The sequence below is a fragment of the Mesorhizobium sp. Root157 genome (assembly GCF_001427385.1).
Taxonomy (GTDB): Bacteria; Pseudomonadota; Alphaproteobacteria; order Rhizobiales; family Rhizobiaceae; genus Mesorhizobium.
Map to the genome: position 1 here is coordinate 19,643 of NZ_LMGJ01000034.1, position 19,377 is coordinate 39,019.

The following is a 19,377-nucleotide window of genomic DNA, read 5'->3' on the forward strand; positions in this document are numbered from 1 at the left end:
GATGAGCGAAGCACTCAACACCCTTGCCGAGCATATCAAGGACGAGCTCGACGCCGACATCCTTGAAAGCGTCATCGCCTATGGCGAACTGACCCTTACGGTGAAGGCGGCGGATATCGTCGATGTCGTGCGTTTCCTGCGCGACGATGCGAAGTGCCGTTTCATATCGATCATCGATGTCTGCGGAGCCGACTATCCTGCCCGAGCCAAGCGCTTCGATGTCGTCTACCATCTTTTGTCGCCGAAGCAGAACCTGCGTATTCGCGTCAAGGTAGAGGCGGGCGAGGACACGCTGGTGCCGTCGATCACTGGCGTCTATCCGGGCGCCGACTGGTTCGAGCGCGAGACCTACGATCTTTATGGCGTGCTGTTTTCCGGCCATCCGGATCTGCGGCGGCTGCTGACCGACTATGGCTTCGAGGGCCATCCGCTACGCAAGGATTTCCCGCTGACCGGCTTTGTCGAGGTCCGCTACGACGACGAGGCCAAGCGCGTCATCTACGAGCCCGTCGAACTGAAGCAGGAATTCCGCAATTTCGATTTTCTCTCGCCTTGGGAAGGCACGGACTACGTGCTGCCGGGTGATGAGAAAGCGAAGACGAACTGAGGCACGGGCATGGCTGAAACCTCGGTACGTAATTTCAATATCAACTTCGGCCCGCAGCATCCGGCCGCACACGGCGTCTTGCGCCTTGTGCTGGAACTGGACGGCGAGGTGGTGGACCGCGTCGATCCGCATATCGGGCTTCTGCATCGCGGTACAGAGAAGTTGATCGAGCACAAGACCTATCTGCAGGCGGTGCCCTATCTCGACCGGCTCGACTATTGCGCGCCGATGAACCAGGAGCATGCCTTCGCGCTTGCTGCCGAACGGTTGCTGGGCATCGAAGTGCCGAAGCGCGGCCAGTTGATCCGCGTGCTCTATTCCGAAATGGGCCGCATCATGTCGCACATTCTCAATGTGACGACGCAGGCGATGGACGTCGGCGCGCTGACGCCACCGCTGTGGGGCTTTGTCGAACGCGAAAAGCTGATGGTGTTCTACGAACGCGCCAGCGGTTCGCGCATGCATGCGGCCTATTTCCGTCCGGGCGGTGTGCATCAGGACCTGCCGCGGCAGTTGATCGAAGATATCGGCAAGTGGATCGATCCGTTCCTCAAGTCGGTCGACGACCTCGACGTGCTGTTGACGCCGAATCGCATCTTCAAGCAGCGCAATGCCGACGTCGGCGTGGTGTCGCTGGAGGATGCCTGGGCGTGGGGCTTTTCGGGGGTGATGGTGCGCGGCTCGGGCGCTGCCTGGGATTTGCGCAAATCGCAGCCCTATGAGTGCTATTCGGAACTCGAATTCGACATTCCGATCGGCAAGAACGGCGACTGCTACGACCGTTACCTGGTCCGCATGGAAGAGATGCGCCAGTCGGCCAGGATCATGCGCCAGTGCGTCGACCTGCTGCTTGGCAAGGAGAGCACCGGTCCGGTTTCCAACCTTGACGGCAAGGTGGTGCCGCCCAAGCGAGGCGAGATGAAGCGCTCCATGGAAGCGCTGATCCACCACTTCAAGCTCTATACCGAGGGTTACAAGGTGCCGGCGGGTGAGGTCTATGCAGCGGTGGAAGCGCCCAAGGGCGAGTTCGGCGTCTATCTGGTTTCGGACGGCACCAACAAGCCCTATCGCTGCAAGCTGCGCGCGCCGGGGTTTGCGCATCTGCAGGCCATGGATTTCCTGTGCCGCGGCCACATGCTCGCCGACGTGACCGCCATTCTCGGCTCGCTCGACATCGTGTTCGGCGAGGTCGACAGATGATGGCAGCTACGGCGGACGATATCGTGATCGATGCCCGAAGCGGGCGTATCGACAATGCGAATGCCGTCGAGCGGACGGCTATTGCCGCGCTGCGTGCTGCTCTTACCGTCCTGCGCCCGTTCGACAGTTTCGGCATTTCCTACATCGCCCGCGCCGTACGGTCGGTCTTGCCCAGCAGGCGTTCCATGGTGTTCGTGCTCGACCCCGACTGCCGCATGCGCGTTGCGTATTGCGACACTTACTGGTCGGTCCTGCTGCGCCGGAACTATCCTTACGAGCGGGCGCTGCATGCGCTCGTCGATCTGTCGCGCGACGTGGAGTTCGGCTTTATCGACGGTGGGGCCAACCACGGCTACTGGTCGATCCTGGCATCGGGGCTGCGCGCCGGGGCCAGGAAGACGGTTGCGATAGAGCTTGCACCCGACACCTACAGCCGGCTTGAGGACAATTGGCAACTCAACGGCGAGCGCTTCGTCGTCCTCAACCGGGCCATCGGCAGGGTGACCGGCGACGCGGTCAAGATTTACGGCCGCAAGCACGAGGCCCGCTCGACGGTTGCGCCTGAGGGTGATGCGACCGTGCTATTCGAGAACGAGACGGTCTCGCTGGACGACCTTGCTGCCATGCCGGTCTTCGAGGGGCTGGACAAGTTCATGGTCAAGCTCGACGTCGAAGGCGTGGAGGTGCCTGCGCTGGAGGGTGGAGAGCGGCTTTTAGCGGGCGACACGGTGTTCATCTATGAAGAACACGGATCGGACCCGAAGCATGAGACGACGCGTCATGTTCTCGACCAGATGAAATTGCGGGTGTTCTGGCTGGGCGGAGACAGGGCCAGGGAATTGAAATCCGCCGACGAATTGAACCGGATCAAAAAGTCCCGCCGCACAGGCTACGACATGATCGCAAGCAGAAGCCCGTTTTGGTTGCAGCGCCTCGAAGCGGCAACGCTGTTGCACTGACGCGGAGCCAGGATCAGAAGATGACAGTTCGCAGACTAGCCGCCGCAGAAGTCCAGCCAGCGAGTTTTGCCTTCAACAGGGCGAACGCGGCGTCGGCCAAGCAATGGATCAAGAAGTATCCGAAGGGCCGCCAGCAATCGGCGATCATTCCGCTTTTGATGCTGGCGCAGGAACAGGACGGCTGGGTGACCAAGGCGGCCATCGAGGCGGTCTGCGACATGCTCGACATGCCTTATATCCGTGGCCTCGAGGTCGCGACTTTCTACACCCAGTTTCAGTTGAAGCCGGTCGGCACGCGCGCCCATATCCAGGTTTGCGGCACCACGCCCTGCATGATCATGGGCGCAGGCGAACTGATGGACGTGTGCCGGTCGAAGATTCATCCCGAGCCGCTTCAACCCAACCGGGACGGCACCTTGTCGTGGGAAGAGGTGGAGTGCCAGGGCGCCTGCGTGAATGCGCCGATGGTGATGATCTTCAAGGACAGCTACGAGGATTTGACGCCCGAAAGGCTCGCCGAGATCATCGACGCGTTCGAGGCCGGCAAGGGGGCCGACGTCAAGACGGGCCCGCAGACCGACCGTGTCTATTCCGCGCCGATCGGCGGGTTCACGTCGCTTCGCGACGAGAAGGCCGTACTGAAGACGACCCGCGACCGCGAGATCAAGGCTGCCGCTAGAGCCGGAAATGAGGCTGCCGTTGCGCCCTCCAATGCCGCCAAGCCGAAGACCGATGCGCCCGAAACCAGCCCGGCGTTGAAGACGCCATCGAAGGCGAAAGTCGTGCCGGCTGCCGAGAAAGCCGCGAGCGTTTCCGCCCCGGCGCACTCCGCCGCCAATGCCAACAAGGCGACCAGCAAGATCGAGGGTGCCGTCAAGCAGCGCAGCGGACCGAAGGTTAAGGCCGAGCCTGTTGCCGCATTCAAGGCGCCTGAGGCCAAGGCAGCCGCCAAGCCTTCGCTCGAGGACAAGAACCGTCCGGCAGGGATCACCAAGCCGGCAGCGGTTGACGATCTCAAGCTGATTTCCGGCGTCGGGCCGAAGAACGAGAGGATCCTGCACGAACTGGGTATCTTCACGTTTGCACAGGTCGCTTCGTGGAAGAAGGCGGAGCGCGACTGGGTCGACGGCTATCTCAATTTCCATGGGCGCGTCGAGCGCGAGGATTGGGTAAAGCAGGCCAAGGCGCTCGCCAAGGGTGGCGTCGCCGAATACATCCGCGTTTTCGGCAAGAAGCCGGTCTGAGGGACGAACGATGCTTCAGGACAAGGACCGCATATTCACCAACATATACGGCCGGTTCGACCGCTCGCTGCAGGGCGCGATGGCGCGCGGCGCGTGGGACGGCACCAAGTCGATCATCGACAAGGGCCGCGACTGGATCATCAACGAGATGAAGGCGTCCGGTCTGCGCGGACGCGGTGGCGCCGGCTTCCCGACCGGATTGAAGTGGTCGTTCATGCCCAAGCAGAGCGACGGGCGCCCGAGTTATCTCGTCATCAACGCGGACGAATCCGAACCGGGAACCTGCAAGGATCGCGATATTCTGCGCCATGATCCGCACACGCTGGTCGAGGGCGCTTTGCTTGCCGGTTTCGCCATGGGCGCGATCGCCGCTTACATCTATGTGCGCGGCGAGTTCATCCGTGAGCGCGAGGCGCTGCAACGGGCCATCGATGAGGCCTATGACGCCAAGCTGATCGGCAAGAACAACAAGAACGGCTACGACTTCGACATCTATGTGCACCACGGCGCCGGCGCCTATATCTGCGGCGAGGAGACGGCGCTGCTGGAAAGCCTCGAAGGCAAGAAGGGTCAGCCAAGGCTGAAGCCGCCGTTCCCGGCCAATGTCGGCCTCTATGGTTGTCCGACGACGGTCAACAATGTCGAATCGATTGCGGTTGCGCCGACGATCCTGCGGCGCGGGGCAGCATGGTTCTCCTCCTTCGGACGGCCGAACAATGTCGGCACCAAGCTGTTCATGCTGGTCGGCCATGTCAACACACCCTGCACGGTCGAGGAGACCATGGGCATCAGCTTCCGCGAACTGGTCGAGACGCATGGCGGCGGCATTCGCGGCGGCTGGGACAATCTGCTGGCTGTGATCCCCGGCGGCGCATCGTGCCCGGTGGTGAAGGCCGAAGACATCATCGACTGCCCGATGGATTTCGACGGCCTGCGCGAAAAGAAGTCGTCTTTTGGCACGGCTGCCGTGATCGTCATGGACAAGTCGACGGACATCGTGAAGGCGATCGCGCGGCTATCGTACTTCTTCAAGCATGAGAGTTGCGGCCAGTGCACGCCATGCCGCGAGGGCACCGGCTGGATGTGGCGCGTGATGGAACGCTTGGTGCGCGGCCAAGCGCAGAAAAGCGAGATCGACATGCTGCTCGACGTGACCAAGCAGATCGAGGGCCACACCATCTGCGCGCTGGGCGATGCGGCGGCGTGGCCGGTGCAGGGCCTGATCCGCAATTTCCGTCCGGAGATCGAGCGGCGCATCGATGAGTTCACCCGAAATGCGCATCAGGTTCAGCCGGTGCTTGCGGCAGCCGAATAAGATTCGAAAGTGCGGGTAAAAGTCCGAAAACAAGGAAACGCAACGAGGGTAGACGGAACGGAACGACACAGGAGAGCTGAAATGTCGATGTTTCCCGGACCTGACTATTTGCAGAGCGATTTGAACGACGTTGAGAAGATGAACGAAAACCTGACCAATGCGATGCCGAAGGAGATGGCCAGCGCCATCAACCTGTTCGTGCACCCTGCGGCTGGTGCTGCAGCCATGTCGGCGCTTGGCGTCGGCTTGGCCAGCCAGGCGTTCGGCATGTGGCTTGGCGCGCTGACCGGTGCCGCCGAGGCTTCACAACGGTTGATGCAACCTTTGACGGATGATGGGGGCGTAGGCGACAGGTTTTCTGCCCCGGCGAGCAAGGCGCCGGCGACCAAGGCGCGCGCAACTGCCAAGACGCTGATGGCGGAGGCGCAATCTTTTGCCAACGAAATCAACGAAACCGAGACAAAGGCAGCGGCTACCGTCGCGCGAGACGCGAAAACTGTAGCTGCCGTTGAAGCACCGATTGGAAGCGAACTCATGCCGGAAGATTTCCGGCAGCCGACAGGCATGGGAAAGCCGGCGATGCCTGACGACTTGAAGGCGATTTCGGGCATCGGGCCGAAGCTCGAGACGGTGTTGAATGGCCTCGGCATCTGGACTTTTGGGCAGATCGCCGCGTGGAATGCGCAAGAGATTGCCTGGGTGGACGACACGCTCGGCTTCAAGGGCCGCATCGACCGCGACGGCTGGACAAAGCAGGCTGCGGCGCTTTCTGGCGGGCAAGCGAAACATTGAAGTGAAGCCGGGCGCGATTGCCGCGCCCGCAACAGGAATTGCGGCAGAGGCCGACAGGGTTCGAGGCGACATGGCAAAGCTGAAGGTCGACGGGAAAGAAATAACAGTACCCGACCACTATACGCTGCTGCAGGCGGCGGAAGAGGCGGGTGCGGAAGTGCCGCGCTTCTGCTTCCATGAACGGTTGTCGATTGCCGGCAACTGCCGCATGTGCCTGGTTGAAGTGAAGGGCGGGCCGCCGAAGCCGCAGGCGTCGTGCGCCATGGGCGTGCGCGATCTCAGGCCTGGCCCGAACGGCGAACTGCCGGAACTCTTCACCAACACGCCGATGGTGAAGAAGGCCCGTGAAGGGGTGATGGAGTTCCTGCTCATCAACCACCCGCTCGATTGCCCGATTTGCGACCAGGGCGGTGAGTGCGACCTGCAGGATCAGGCCATGGCCTTCGGCATGGATTCCTCGCGGTTTCATGAGAACAAGCGCGCGGTCGAGGACAAGTATATCGGGCCGTTGGTCAAGACGATCATGACGCGCTGCATCCATTGCACGCGCTGCGTGCGCTTCACCACCGAGGTGGCCGGCATCTCCGAGCTTGGCCTGATCGGCCGTGGCGAGGATGCCGAGATCACCACCTATCTCGAACAGGCGATGACCTCGGAACTGCAGGGCAACGTCATCGACCTTTGCCCGGTCGGCGCCCTGACTGCGCGGCCTTACGCCTTCCAGGCGCGGCCATGGGAACTGACCAAAACCGAATCCATCGACATAATGGACGCTGTCGGCTCGGCCATCCGCGTCGATTCCCGCGGCCGGGAAGTCATGCGCATCCTGCCGCGCATCAACGAGCAGGTGAACGAGGAATGGATTTCGGACAAGACCCGCTTCATCTGGGACGGATTGCGCACGCAGCGCCTTGACCGGCCTTATGTACGCCGTGACGGCAAGCTCGTGGCGGCGAGTTGGGCCGACGCCTTTGGTGCGATCAAGGATGCCCTTTCGAAGGCGGCACCGGACAGGATCGGCGCGATTGCCGGCGATCTTGCTGCGGTCGAGGAAATGTATGCGCTGAAACAACTGATGGCCTCACTCGGCTCCAGCAACATCGATTGCCGCCAGGACGGTGCCGCGCTCGACCCGGCGCACGGCCGCGGTAGTTATATCTTCAATCCGACCATCGAAGCCATCGAGGATGCGGATGCCATCCTGATCGTTGGCTCCAATCCGCGCTTCGAAGCGTCGGTGCTCAATGCGCGCATCCGCAAGCGGTTCCGCGCCAGCCCGCTGCCGATCGGCGTTATCGGCGATTTCGGTGACCTGCGTTACGATTATGAAGCGCTAGGGGCAGGGCCTGAAAGCCTCAAGGATGTGGCTGATGGCAACGGCAAGTTCTTCCAGGCGCTGAAGAAGGCGCAAAAGCCGCTGATCATTGTCGGCCAGGGCGCGCTGGCACGCACGGACGGTGCGGCGGTGCTCGGACAGACAGCCAGACTTGCCAAGGCGGTCAATGCCGTTCGGCCGGATTGGAACGGCTTTGCTGTGCTGCATAACGCCGCCGCAAGGGTGGGCGGCCTCGACATCGGTTTCGTGCCGGGCGAAGGCGGCAAGGACGTTGCCGGCATGCTGGCCGGAACGGATATACTATTCCTGCTCGGCGCCGACGAACTCGACATGAGCAAGGTTGCCAGCAGCTTTGTCGTCTATGTCGGCACCCACGGCGACGCGGGCGCGCATCGTGCCGACGTGATCCTGCCGGCTGCAACCTACACCGAGAAGTCGGGCACCTACGTCAACACGGAAGGGCGCGTGCAGCAGACCAACCGCGCCGGCTTCGCGCCGGGTGAAGCGCGCGAGGACTGGGCGATCGTGCGGGCTCTGTCGGATGTGCTTGGCAAGAAGCTGCCGTTCGATTCACTGGCTCAATTGCGTGCCAGGCTCTATGCGGATCATGCGCACCTTGCGCGCATCGACCGGATCGAGGAAGGCGATGTGGATGACGTCGCCAAGCTGGCGAAGGTCGGCGGGCGGCTCAACAAGGCAGGTTTTGTGTCGCCGGTGCGCGATTTTTACCTGACCAATCCGATTGCACGCGCCTCGGCGGTGATGGCCGAATGCTCGGCGCTCGCCAAGGGCGGCTTCAAGCAGGCGGCGGAATAGGACATGGACACTTTCTTCTCCTTCTACGTGCTGCCGGCACTGATAATCCTCTTGAAGTCGGTCGTGCTGATCGTCGTTCTGCTGATCTTCGTGGCCTATGTCCTTTACGCTGACCGCAAGATCTGGGCGGCTGTGCAGTTGCGCCGCGGCCCCAACGTGGTCGGGCCATGGGGCCTGTTCCAGGCCTTCGCGGACCTGTTCAAGTTCGTGTTCAAGGAACCGATCATTCCATCGGGCGCCAACAAGGGCGTATTCCTGCTGGCGCCGCTGGTTTCCGCCGTTCTGGCAATCACGGCCTGGGCGGTAATCCCCGTCAATGAAGGCTGGGCGGTTGCCAACATCAATGTCGGCATCCTCTATGTGCTGGCCATCTCTTCGCTCGAAGTCTATGGCGTGATCATGGGCGGCTGGGCTTCGAACTCGAAGTACCCGTTCCTTGGCGCGCTGCGTTCGGCTGCGCAGATGGTGTCATATGAAGTCTCGATCGGCTTCGTCATCGTCACCGTGCTTTTGTGCGTGGGATCGCTGAACCTGACCGACATCGTGCTTTCGCAGCAGGACGGCCTGGGGACGCGGCTTGGCTTGACGAACTCGTTACTCGACTGGCACTGGCTTGGCCTGTTCCCGATGTTCATCATTTTCACCATTTCGGCGATGGCCGAAACCAACCGTCCTCCCTTCGATCTGGTCGAGGCGGAATCGGAATTGGTGGCCGGCCACATGGTCGAATATTCGTCGACGGCGTTCCTGCTGTTCTTCCTCGGCGAATATGTCGCCGTGGTGCTGATGTGCGCGCTAACCACCATCCTGTTCCTTGGCGGCTGGCTACCGCCGCTGGACATTGCACCTTTCACTTGGGTTCCGGGCGTCATCTGGTTCGTGCTCAAGGTGTGCTTCGTGTTCTTCATCTTCTCGATGGCCAAGGCGGTCCTGCCGCGCTATCGCTACGACCAGTTGATGCGACTGGGCTGGAAGGTGTTCCTGCCGATCTCGCTGTTCATGGTCGTGGCAACGGCCGCTTTCCTCAAGCTTACGGGATTTGCCTGATGTCCGCGCTCGGCCAAGCGGCGAAGTCGCTGCTCCTGAAAGATATCGTCGCCGGTTACATCCTGGGGCTTCGGCAATTCTTCGCGCCCAAGGAGACGATCAACTATCCGCACGAGAAGGGACCGATCAGCCCGCGCTTCCGCGGCGAGCATGCGCTGCGCCGTTATCCGAATGGCGAGGAACGCTGCATCGCGTGCAAGCTGTGCGAAGCGATTTGCCCCGCACAGGCGATCACCATCGAAGCCGGCCCGCGCCGCAATGACGGCACACGCCGCACGGTGCGCTACGACATCGACATGGTGAAGTGCATCTATTGCGGTTTCTGCCAGGAGGCTTGCCCGGTGGACGCCATCGTCGAGGGACCGAACTTCGAGTTCGCGACCGAGACACGCGAGGAACTTTACTACGATAAGGACAAGCTTCTGGCGAACGGCGACCGCTGGGAGCGCGAGATCGCGCGCAACATGGAAATGGATGCGCCGTATCGATGAGGGGTGCTTCGCTCATCGCCGCGTCGGCGAGGGCAAGCGCAATGACGGATGGACGGGGCAGGATGCCTCGTCTAAGGAACACGCGGCTTCGGGACCGGAGGCGGACCGAGGCAAAGAAAGCCGGCGGAGGCCTATCCTCCGTCCGGACAAGGAAACCCGGGGGAACCCATGCTTAACGGACTAGAGGCGGTCTTTTTCTACCTCTTCGCCTTTGTCGCGGTCGGGGCGGCCTTCATGGTCATCTCGTCACGCAATCCCGTTCATTCGGTTCTGTTCCTCATCCTGACGTTCTTCAACGCGGCAGGCCTGTTCCTGCTCGCCGGTGCCGAGTTCCTGGCGATGATCCTGCTCATCGTCTATGTCGGAGCGGTGATGGTGCTGTTTTTGTTTGTCATCATGATGCTCGACGTTGATTTCGCCGAATTCAAGAGCGGTGCCTTGCAGTACGCCCCGATCGGGGCGCTTGTCGGACTGATCCTGGCCGCCGAACTGGTTGTCGTCACCGGTGGCTACGTGCTGTCGCCGCAACTGGGCTCGGGTGCGGCGCAGCCGGTGCCCGATCTTGCCACGCGCAGCAATACGGCCGCCTTGGGCGATATTCTCTACACGGACTACATCCACTTCTTCCAGATGGCCGGGATCGTGCTTCTGGTTGCCATGGTCGGTGCGATCGTGTTGACGCTGCGCCACAAGCAAGGTGTCAAGCGCCAGAATATCGCGCGCCAGAACGCGCGTACGCTTGAAGAGGCCATCGAGGTCCGCAAGGTCGAGACGGGGAAGGGCATCTGATATGAGCGTCGGCATCGGACACTACCTGACACTCTCGGCGATCCTGTTCACAATCGGCGTGTTCGGCATCTTCCTGAACCGCAAGAACGTCATCGTCATCATGATGTCCATCGAGTTGCTGTTGCTTGCGGCCAATATCAACCTGGTCGCCTTCTCCTCGCTGCTCAACGATCTCGTCGGACAGGTCTTCGTGCTGTTTGTGCTGACGGTCGCGGCCGCAGAGGCGGCCATCGGCCTTGCCATTCTTGTGGTTTTCTTCCGCAACCGCGGCTCCATCGCGGTGGAAGACGTGAATATGATGAAGGGTTGATGGGACCAGTCATGTATCAAGCCATCGTCTTCCTTCCCCTCATCGGCTTCCTGATCGTCGGCTTGTTCGGCACGTCGCTCGGCGCCAAGGCCTCGGAATACATCACCTCCGGCCTGCTGGTGATTTCGGCTGTACTGTCGTGGGTCGCGTTCTTTTCGATCGGGTTTTCCGAAACGGAAGTGTTCACGGTGCCGGTGCTGCGCTGGATACAGTCCGGCGGCATCGATGCGGCATGGGCGCTCAGGATCGACACGTTGACGGTGGTCATGCTGGTCGTCGTCAACACCGTGTCGGCGCTGGTGCACATCTACTCGATCGGCTACATGCACCACGATCCGAACCGGCCGCGCTTCTTTGCCTATCTGTCGCTGTTCACCTTTGCCATGCTGATGCTGGTGACCTCCGACAACCTGATCCAGATGTTCTTCGGCTGGGAAGGCGTGGGCCTCGCCTCCTATCTGCTGATCGGTTTCTGGTACAAGAAGCCGTCCGCGAATGCGGCGGCCATCAAGGCCTTCGTCGTCAACCGTATCGGCGACTTCGGCTTTGCGCTCGGCATTTTCGGCGTATTCGTCCTGTTCGGCTCGGTCAATCTCGGCACCATTTTCGCCAATGCGGCTTCCTTCATTCCGGCCGAACATGGTGCGGAAGCTGCCTCAGGCGGCGAGGCCGTGCTTAATTTCCTCGGCTATGCGCTCGACAAGCAGGCGGCCCTTACCGTGGTGTGCCTTCTGCTGTTCATGGGCGCCATGGGCAAGTCGGCACAGGTGCCGCTGCACACCTGGCTGCCGGACGCCATGGAAGGCCCGACGCCTGTTTCGGCGCTGATCCATGCCGCGACCATGGTGACGGCGGGTGTGTTCATGCTCGCGCGCCTGTCGCCGCTGTTCGAACTGTCGCACACCGCACTTCTCGTCGTGACCTTTATCGGCGCGTTCACCGCCTTCTTTGCGGCAACGGTCGGCCTGGTGCAGAACGACATCAAGCGCGTCATCGCCTATTCGACCTGTTCGCAGCTCGGCTACATGTTTGTGGCGTTGGGCGTCGGCGCCTATGGGGTCGCCATTTTCCACCTGTTCACGCACGCCTTCTTCAAGGCGCTTCTGTTCCTCGGCTCCGGCTCGGTGATCCATGCCGTTTCGGACGAACAGGACATGCGCAAGATGGGCGGCCTGCGCAAACTGATCCCGTCCACCTACTGGACGATGATCATCGGCACGCTGGCGCTGACCGGCGTCGGCATTCCGGCAACCGTTATCGGTACGGCCGGCTTTTTCTCCAAGGATGCGATCATCGAAAGCGCGTTTGTCGGCCACAATGCGGTTGCGGGCTTTGCCTTCGTAGCTTTGGTGGTGGCAGCCTGCTTCACCAGCTTCTATTCCTGGCGGCTGATTTTCATGACCTTCCATGGCGAGCCGCGCGCCAGCCACGAGGTCATGCACCACGTGCACGAATCGCCGCCGGTGATGCTGGTGCCATTGTTCATCCTGGCCGCCGGCTCGCTGTTTGCCGGTGTGTTGTTCGCCAACTATTTCATCGGCGAAGGTTATGCCGAGTTCTGGAAGGCATCGCTGTTCACGCTGCCCGACAACCACATCCTGCATGATATGCACGGCGTGCCGCTTTGGGTGAAGCTGTCGCCTTTCGTGGCGATGCTGATCGGCCTGCTCGTCGCCTGGCAGTTCTACATCCGCTCGCCCGAGACGCCGAAGCAACTTGCCGCCCACCATCGCGGCCTATACGCGTTCCTGCTCAACAAGTGGTATTTCGACGAACTCTTCGACTTCCTGTTCGTGCGCGCCGCCAAGCGCCTTGGCCACTTCCTGTGGAAGACGGGCGACGGCAGGATCATCGACGGGCTTGGCCCTGACGGCGTGTCGGCCCGCGTGGTCGACGTCACCAACCGTGTCGTCAAGCTGCAGTCCGGCTACCTCTACCATTATGCCTTCGCCATGCTGATCGGCGTTGCCGCACTCGTCACCTGGATGATGCTCTGATGACCGACTGGCCAATTCTATCGACGGTCACGTTCCTGCCGCTGGTCGGCGTGCTGCTCATATTGTTGATCGGCGACGACAACGAAAACGGCCGGCGCAACATCCGCTCGATCACGCTTTTGACGACCGTGGTCACCTTCGTGGTGTCGCTGTTCGTGTGGATCGGCTTCGACAACTCGCAGGCCGGGTTCCAGATGATCGAAAAGCACGGGTGGCTGGACTCGGGCATTTCCTATCATATGGGCGTCGACGGCATTTCGATGCTGTTCGTCATCCTGACGACGTTCTTGATGCCGCTGTGCATTCTTGCCTCGTGGGTATCGATCCAGAAGAGCGTGAAGGCCTATATGGTCTCCTTCCTGCTTCTGGAAACGCTGATGATCGGCGTGTTCTGCGCGCTGGACATCGTCTTGTTCTACGTGTTCTTCGAGGCTGGCCTGATCCCGATGTTCATCATCATCGGCGTGTGGGGCGGCAAGCGGCGCGTCTATGCCTCGTTCAAGTTCTTCCTCTATACGCTGCTCGGCTCGGTGCTGATGCTGCTGGCCATCATGGCGATGTTCTGGCAATCCGGTACCACCGATATCCCGACGCTGCTGACGCATGCGTTCCCGGCTTCGATGCAGACCTGGCTATGGCTGGCTTTCTTCGCTTCTTTCGCGGTGAAGATGCCGATGTGGCCGGTTCATACCTGGCTGCCGGACGCGCACGTCGAGGCTCCGACAGCGGGTTCGGTCATTCTGGCCGGCATTCTGTTGAAGATGGGCGGTTACGGTTTCCTGCGCTTTTCGCTGCCGATGTTCCCGATCGCGTCGGAAATGTTTGCACCGATGGTGTTCGCTCTATCGGTTGTAGCCATCATCTACACCTCGCTGGTCGCGCTGATGCAGGAGGACATGAAGAAGCTGATTGCCTACTCGTCCGTGGCGCATATGGGTTACGTGACGATGGGCATCTTCGCCATGAACGCGGAAGGCATCCAGGGCGCCATCTTTCAGATGCTGTCGCATGGCCTTGTCTCCAGCGCGCTCTTCCTGTGCGTCGGCGTCATCTATGATCGGCTGCACACGCGCGAGATCGACGCCTATGGCGGTCTGGTCAACAACATGCCGAAATACGCGGTGGCATTCCTGATCTTCACCATGGCCAATGTCGGCCTGCCAGGAACCAGCGGTTTCGTCGGCGAGTTCCTGACGCTTCTCGGCGCCTTCAAGGCCAACACATGGGTGGCGTTCTTCGCCACGACGGGCGTGATCCTGTCGGCGGCCTATGCACTGTGGCTCTATCGCCGCGTCGTATTCGGCACACTGACCAAGGACAGCGTGAAGAGCATGCTCGACCTGTCCGGGCGCGAAAAGGCTATCCTTTATCCGCTGGTGGTGCTGACGATCTTCTTCGGCGTCTATCCGGCGCCGGTATTCGATGCAACGGCGCAGTCGGTCAAGGCGCTGGTGACCAACGTCACCGCATCCATCAACGCCGCGCAGACCGCGGCTGCAAACTGACTGGAGACTTAGCGAACCATGACGCCGGAACTCTCCGCCAGTCTCGGACTTCTAACGCCGGAACTCATCATGGCCGTTGGGGCCATGGTGCTTCTGATGATCGGTGTCTATTCCAACAGCCGCTCGAGCACGCTTGTCACCACGCTTGCCGTGCTCGTGATGGTGGCCGCGGGCGCATGGCTGCTTTTCTCGGTTGGCGAGGGCAAGGCGTTCGGCAACTCGTTCGTCGTCGACCCGTTCGCGCGCTTCATGAAAGTACTGACGCTTGTCGGGTCGGCGGTGACGCTGGTGATGTCGGTCGGCTTCGCCAAGGCAGAGAAGTTCGACAGTTTCGAATATCCGGTCCTGGTCATGCTGTCGTCGATCGGCATGCTGTTGATGGCCTCGGCCAACGACATGATCGCGCTCTATCTCAGCTTCGAACTGCAATCGCTTGCGCTCTATATCGTTGCGGCAATCAACCGCGACAGCCTGCGCTCGAGCGAGGCGGGCCTGAAGTACTTTATCCTCGGTGCGCTCGGTACCGGCATGATGCTCTMCGGTATCTCGCTGGTGTACGGCTACACCGGGTCCATCGACTTCAACGTTATCGCTTCGGCGCTGAGCGGCGCGGAACGTCAGGTTGGGGTGCTGTTCGGCCTTGTCTTTATCCTCGCCGGTTTGGTGTTCAAGATTTCGGCAGCCCCTTTCCACATGTGGACTCCCGACGTCTATGAAGGCGCGCCAACCCCCGTGACTGCGTTCTTCGCGGTAGCCCCCAAGGTCGCGACGATGGCGCTCATCCTTCGCCTCGTCATGGAGGCGTTCGAGCCGTCGGCGGCGGATTGGCAACAGATCATCGTGTTTGTGTCCATCGCCTCGATGGCGATTGGCTCGTTCGCGGCCATCGGTCAGCGCAACTTCAAGCGCCTCATGGCCTATTCCTCGATCGGCCATATGGGCTTCGCGCTGGTCGGTCTTGCCGCCAACAGCGAGTCCGGTGTGCGGGGCGTGATCATCTACATGCTGATCTATGTGGCGATGACGCTTGGTACCTTTGCCTTCATCATCGCCATGCGGCGCAAGGAAGGGCAGGTCGAGACGATCGGCGATCTCGCCGGACTGTCCAACACCAACCCGGTGATGGCGACCATCCTCACCATTCTTCTGTTCTCGCTGGCCGGCATTCCGCCGCTGGCCGGATTCTGGGCGAAATGGTACGTGTTCCTCGCAGCCATCAATGCCGAACTATACGCATTGGCGGTCATCGGCGTGCTGACTTCGGTCGTGGCCGCGTTCTACTATCTCAGGATCATCAAGATCATGTGGTTTGACGAACCGGTCGGCGGCTTCGAGCCGATGCCGGGTGAGTTGCGGGTGATCCTTGGCGCCTCCGGGGCCTTCGTGCTGTTCTACGTGCTGATCGGCGGACCGATCGGCACCTATGCGCAGGCTGCCGCCAAGACGTTCTTCTGATGGTGTTCGCGCTCGCGCCGACAGCGGCATCCGAAGGATATCGCCTCGACGCGTACGACACGATCGGCTCGACCAATGCGCAGGCCCTGGAAAGCGCCCGCGCCGGCGATCCAGGCAAACTGTGGGTGGTTTCGAACGACCAGCAAAGTGGCCGAGGCCGCCGTGGGCGGGCCTGGCTGTCGCCGCCAGGCAATCTCGCCGCGACCTTGCTGGTGGTTGCCGACTTTGAACTGAGACTGGCTGCCACACTCGGCTTCGTTGCCGGGCTGGCGCTGGCTGACGCGCTCGATGCAGTCGTGCCAAAGGGGCGTATTTCGATTGGCGTCGACGGCGGCAGCGGCGAGGGGCGCAACCGCTTCGAATTGAAGTGGCCCAATGATGTGCTGGCCTCCGGGGCCAAGCTGGCGGGCATTCTGCTAGAGTCGTCGCTGCTCGAAAACGGACGTTTCGCCGTGGCGGTGGGCATCGGTGCCAATGTCGTGGCGTATCCTCAGGATTTGCCATATCCGGCTATCTCCCTGAAGGCGCTGGGTGCCAATTGCGATGCCGAAACGGTGTTCCTGGCCCTGTCCGACGCCTGGAACGAGAATGCGCGCTTGTGGAGCGACGGACATGGTCTTGCAGCAATACGCCGGCGATGGCTGGAGCGCGCAGCGGGCATCGGCAGCGAGGTTGCTGTCAGAATTGACGGGAATGTGGTGCGCGGCACGTTCGAAACCATTGACGAAGACTGCCGTTTCGTGATCCGCGACCAGAACGGATCAGCCCTGACGATCGCGGCGGGCGATGTTCATTTCGGTGCCGTTGCTTCGGCCGCAGCCGTTTGAGACAACGCTCGGGCTGGAATTGACGACAAGACAAGGTGGCCCTGACGTTTGATCGGGCTCTCACTGAGAAAGGTATAATCATGGCACGAGCGGAAAATGCCGAACTGGTTTTCGTGCCGCTTGGCGGCGTCGGCGAGATCGGCATGAATTTCGCCCTCTACGGCTATGGTCCGGCCAATGCGCGCGAGTGGATCATCGTCGACGTCGGCGTAACGTTTCCAGATCCGTCGCATCCCGGTGTCGACCTGATCCTGCCCGATACCCGCTTCATCGAGGAAAATATCGCCAATCTGCGCGGCATCGTCATCACTCATGCGCACGAGGATCACTACGGCGCCTTGCACGACATCTGGCCGCGCCTGAAGGCGCCGGTGTGGATGACGCCGTTCTCGGCCGGACTGCTGGAAGCCAAAAGGCAAGGTGAGCATGGCGCTCCGAAAATCCCGGTAACGGTGTACCGGGCCGGGGAAAAATTCACCGTCGGCCCGTTCGAGATCGAAGCCATTCCCGTGGCCCATTCCATTCCTGAGCCGATGTCCCTGGCCATCACCACACCGGCAGGAACGGTGATCCACACAGGCGACTGGAAGATCGATCCTGCGCCCACACTTGGCCCCAAGACCGATGAGACCCGTTTCCGCGCCTATGGCGACAAAGGCGTGCTGGCGCTGGTCTGCGATTCCACCAATGCGTTGAGGGAAGGCGATTCCCCATCGGAGCAGGAGGTCGGCGCCAGCCTGAAGGTCTTGATCGAGCAAGCAAAGGGCCGTGTCGCCATCACGACCTTTTCTTCGAATGTCGGCCGCATCATTTCCATTGCGCGCGCAGCGCGTGACGCAGGGCGCAAATGCCTTGTGCTTGGCCGTTCCTTGAAACGGGTCATCGATGTCTCCGACGAACTGGGATATATGGACGGTCTGCCGGAATTCGTGGCCGAGGAGGACTACGGCTTCATCGACCGCAAGAACCTGGTGATCATCTGCACCGGCAGCCAGGGCGAGCCGCTGGCCGCCCTTGCCAAGCTGTCGCGCGACGAGATGAAGACCGTTTCACTCACGGCGGGAGACACGGTGATCTTCTCCTCGCGCACCATTCCCGGCAACGAGAAGGCGATCCTCGAGATCAAGAACCGCCTCATCGATCTCGGCATGAAGATCATCGAGGACGGCGACGCGCTCGTCCACGTTTCGGGCCATCCACGGCGTAGTGAATTGAAGCGGATGTACGAGTGGGTGCGGCCGCAGATCGGCGTACCGGTGCATGGTGAGGCAGCGCATCTGGTGGCGCAAGGCTCGCTGATGGCGATGTCCGGCATTGCCCAGGTCGCGCAAATTCGCGATGGCGACATGCTACGGCTCTATCCCGGCGCCGCGACCATCGTCGATCAGGTGCCGTTCGGGCGCGTCTACAAGGATGGCAAGCTGGTTGGCAGCGACGAGGCGATGGGCATTCGCGACCGGCGCAAGCTGTCGTTCGCGGGCCATGTCGCCGTCAATGTCGTGCTGGACGACAAGTACGAACTGGCCGGCGATCCAGATATCGTCGCCATTGGCGTTGCCGAAACGGACGCGAGCGGGGAGACGCTGGAGGACCTTATGCTCGATGCGGCAATCGGCGCGGTGGACTCAATCCCCCGGCAGCGCCGAAAAGACCTCGACCTCGTCCAGGAATCCGTGCGCCGTGCCGTCAGGGCGTCCGCCAACGAAGCCTGGGGGAAGAAGCCTCTGGTGACGGTGTTCGTAACAAGGTGAGTGAATAGGGAGTAGCGAATAGGTATTTAGCGCGCCTTTCCTCTCCGTCCCTTGTTCGCTCAGGATTTGAAAAATGCTCGGACGCCTGAACCATGTCGCCATTGTCGTGCCCGATCTGGCTGCAGCCGTCGCCACTTACCGAGAGACGCTGGGTGCGTGCGTAACGGAGCCGCAGGCCCTGCCGGAACATGGCGTAACGGTGGTGTTCATCGATGTCGGCAATACCAAGATCGAGCTTCTGGAGCCGCTGGGGCAGGGGTCGCCCATCGCTGCCTTCCTGGACAAGAATCCGTCCGGCGGCATGCATCATGTCTGCTACGAGGTGGACGATATCCTGGGAGCGCGCGATCGCCTCAAGGCAGGCGGTGCGCGGGTGCTGGGAGATGGCAATCCTAAAGCCGGGGCCCATGGCAAGCCGGTCTTGTTCCTGCACCCCAAGGACTTCTTCGGCACGCTGATCGAACTGGAGCAGGCATGAGCTGGGTCTCTTTTACCGCGATTTTCTTCGTGGCGTGGTGGCTGGTCCTTTTTGCGATCCTGCCCTTTGGGGTGAAGACGCAGGATGAGGACGATAATGTCACGTTGGGTACCGTTCCCAGCGCGCCGCGGGGACCGCATATGCTGCGCGCCGTGCTGTGGACCACATTGGTCACGGTCGTCATCATGGGGGCATTCTACGGTGTGACCCGAGGCTTGGAACTCGGCTTCGACGATATTCCCAGGGTCATCCCCGAGTTCAGGTAACCGTGTCACTCAGGTGACTGCCTTGAGCGCGGCACAGCGGCTTTCGTCTTTTGATTGCACAAAAAAAATGCAAGGCACTAGGCCTTGCAATAAACGCGTCCGATCCGTGTTCCGTTGTCCGGCGGCAGCGAGTCATCGCGCCTAGATCGCATCCTCCCAAGACTTTGACCGCGTAGGAGGGCAGATTTTGCT

18 protein-coding genes are annotated in these 19,377 nt (G+C 61.2%); all 18 read left to right on the forward strand.

Annotation, left to right across the window (positions count from 1 at the left end):
• Position 1 precedes the first annotated feature (1 nt).
• The 18 genes from ASD64_RS15615 to ASD64_RS15700 all read left to right on the forward strand — a co-directional run bounded on the left by ASD64_RS15615 (position 2) and on the right by ASD64_RS15700 (position 19,185).
• Positions 2-607, forward strand: a complete 606-nt coding sequence (locus ASD64_RS15615; protein ID WP_056107117.1) for an NADH-quinone oxidoreductase subunit C — start codon at positions 2-4, stop codon at positions 605-607.
• Positions 608-616: 9 nt separating this feature from the next.
• Positions 617-1,807, forward strand: a complete 1,191-nt coding sequence (locus ASD64_RS15620) for an NADH-quinone oxidoreductase subunit D (RefSeq protein WP_056106689.1) — start codon at positions 617-619, stop codon at positions 1,805-1,807.
• The gene (locus ASD64_RS15625) at positions 1,804-2,766 is read left to right on the forward strand and encodes an FkbM family methyltransferase (protein ID WP_082550009.1); all 963 of its coding nucleotides are present in this window, start codon (positions 1,804-1,806) and stop codon (positions 2,764-2,766) included. Before ASD64_RS15620 ends, ASD64_RS15625 begins: the two co-directional genes overlap by 4 nt.
• 20 nt (positions 2,767-2,786) lie before the next feature.
• Positions 2,787-4,010 (forward strand): NADH-quinone oxidoreductase subunit E, encoded by a 1,224-nt coding sequence (locus ASD64_RS15630; protein WP_056106691.1) that lies wholly within the window; start codon positions 2,787-2,789, stop codon positions 4,008-4,010.
• A gap of 10 nt (positions 4,011-4,020) precedes the next feature.
• A complete protein-coding gene (gene nuoF, locus ASD64_RS15635; protein WP_056106693.1) occupies positions 4,021-5,325 on the forward strand; it encodes an NADH-quinone oxidoreductase subunit NuoF in 1,305 nt (434 codons plus the stop codon).
• 81 nt (positions 5,326-5,406) lie between these two features.
• The gene (locus ASD64_RS15640; protein WP_056106695.1) at positions 5,407-6,117 is read left to right on the forward strand and encodes a hypothetical protein; all 711 of its coding nucleotides are present in this window, start codon (positions 5,407-5,409) and stop codon (positions 6,115-6,117) included.
• A 70-nt stretch (positions 6,118-6,187) separates the two neighbouring features.
• Positions 6,188-8,269 carry an NADH-quinone oxidoreductase subunit NuoG gene (gene nuoG, locus ASD64_RS15645; protein WP_056106696.1) on the forward strand — a complete coding sequence of 694 codons (2,082 nt, stop codon included), beginning with the start codon at positions 6,188-6,190 and terminating at the stop codon, positions 8,267-8,269.
• Positions 8,270-8,272: 3 nt separating this feature from the next.
• Positions 8,273-9,316 carry an NADH-quinone oxidoreductase subunit NuoH gene (gene nuoH / locus ASD64_RS15650; protein ID WP_056106698.1) on the forward strand — a complete coding sequence of 348 codons (1,044 nt, stop codon included), beginning with the start codon at positions 8,273-8,275 and terminating at the stop codon, positions 9,314-9,316.
• Complete coding sequence (gene nuoI, locus ASD64_RS15655; protein ID WP_056106699.1) at positions 9,316-9,807, forward strand: NADH-quinone oxidoreductase subunit NuoI; 492 nt, start codon at positions 9,316-9,318, stop codon at positions 9,805-9,807. Before nuoH ends, nuoI begins: the two co-directional genes overlap by 1 nt.
• A gap of 168 nt (positions 9,808-9,975) precedes the next feature.
• A complete protein-coding gene (locus ASD64_RS15660; RefSeq protein WP_056106700.1) occupies positions 9,976-10,596 on the forward strand; it encodes an NADH-quinone oxidoreductase subunit J in 621 nt (206 codons plus the stop codon).
• A 1-nt stretch (position 10,597) separates the two neighbouring features.
• Positions 10,598-10,906, forward strand: coding sequence for an NADH-quinone oxidoreductase subunit NuoK (gene nuoK / locus ASD64_RS15665; RefSeq protein ID WP_056106704.1), 309 nt, complete (start codon positions 10,598-10,600; stop codon positions 10,904-10,906).
• An 11-nt stretch (positions 10,907-10,917) separates the two neighbouring features.
• Complete coding sequence (gene nuoL / locus ASD64_RS15670) at positions 10,918-12,903, forward strand: NADH-quinone oxidoreductase subunit L (protein ID WP_056106706.1); 1,986 nt, start codon at positions 10,918-10,920, stop codon at positions 12,901-12,903.
• Positions 12,903-14,408 (forward strand): NADH-quinone oxidoreductase subunit M, encoded by a 1,506-nt coding sequence (locus ASD64_RS15675; RefSeq protein WP_056106708.1) that lies wholly within the window; start codon positions 12,903-12,905, stop codon positions 14,406-14,408. Before nuoL ends, ASD64_RS15675 begins: the two co-directional genes overlap by 1 nt.
• Before the next feature lie 18 nt (positions 14,409-14,426).
• On the forward strand, positions 14,427-15,863 hold the full coding sequence (nuoN, locus tag ASD64_RS15680) for an NADH-quinone oxidoreductase subunit NuoN (RefSeq protein ID WP_056106710.1): 1,437 nt from the start codon (positions 14,427-14,429) through the stop codon (positions 15,861-15,863).
• On the forward strand, positions 15,863-16,690 hold the full coding sequence (locus ASD64_RS15685; protein WP_056106712.1) for a biotin--[acetyl-CoA-carboxylase] ligase: 828 nt from the start codon (positions 15,863-15,865) through the stop codon (positions 16,688-16,690). The genes nuoN and ASD64_RS15685 overlap by 1 nt, the downstream gene beginning before the upstream one ends.
• An 80-nt stretch (positions 16,691-16,770) precedes the next feature.
• On the forward strand, positions 16,771-18,441 hold the full coding sequence (locus ASD64_RS15690; RefSeq protein WP_056106714.1) for a ribonuclease J: 1,671 nt from the start codon (positions 16,771-16,773) through the stop codon (positions 18,439-18,441).
• A gap of 73 nt (positions 18,442-18,514) precedes the next feature.
• On the forward strand, positions 18,515-18,919 hold the full coding sequence (gene mce / locus ASD64_RS15695) for a methylmalonyl-CoA epimerase (RefSeq protein WP_056106717.1): 405 nt from the start codon (positions 18,515-18,517) through the stop codon (positions 18,917-18,919).
• The gene (locus ASD64_RS15700; RefSeq protein WP_056106719.1) at positions 18,916-19,185 is read left to right on the forward strand and encodes a DUF1467 family protein; all 270 of its coding nucleotides are present in this window, start codon (positions 18,916-18,918) and stop codon (positions 19,183-19,185) included. Before mce ends, ASD64_RS15700 begins: the two co-directional genes overlap by 4 nt.
• Positions 19,186-19,377: the final 192 nt, after the last annotated feature.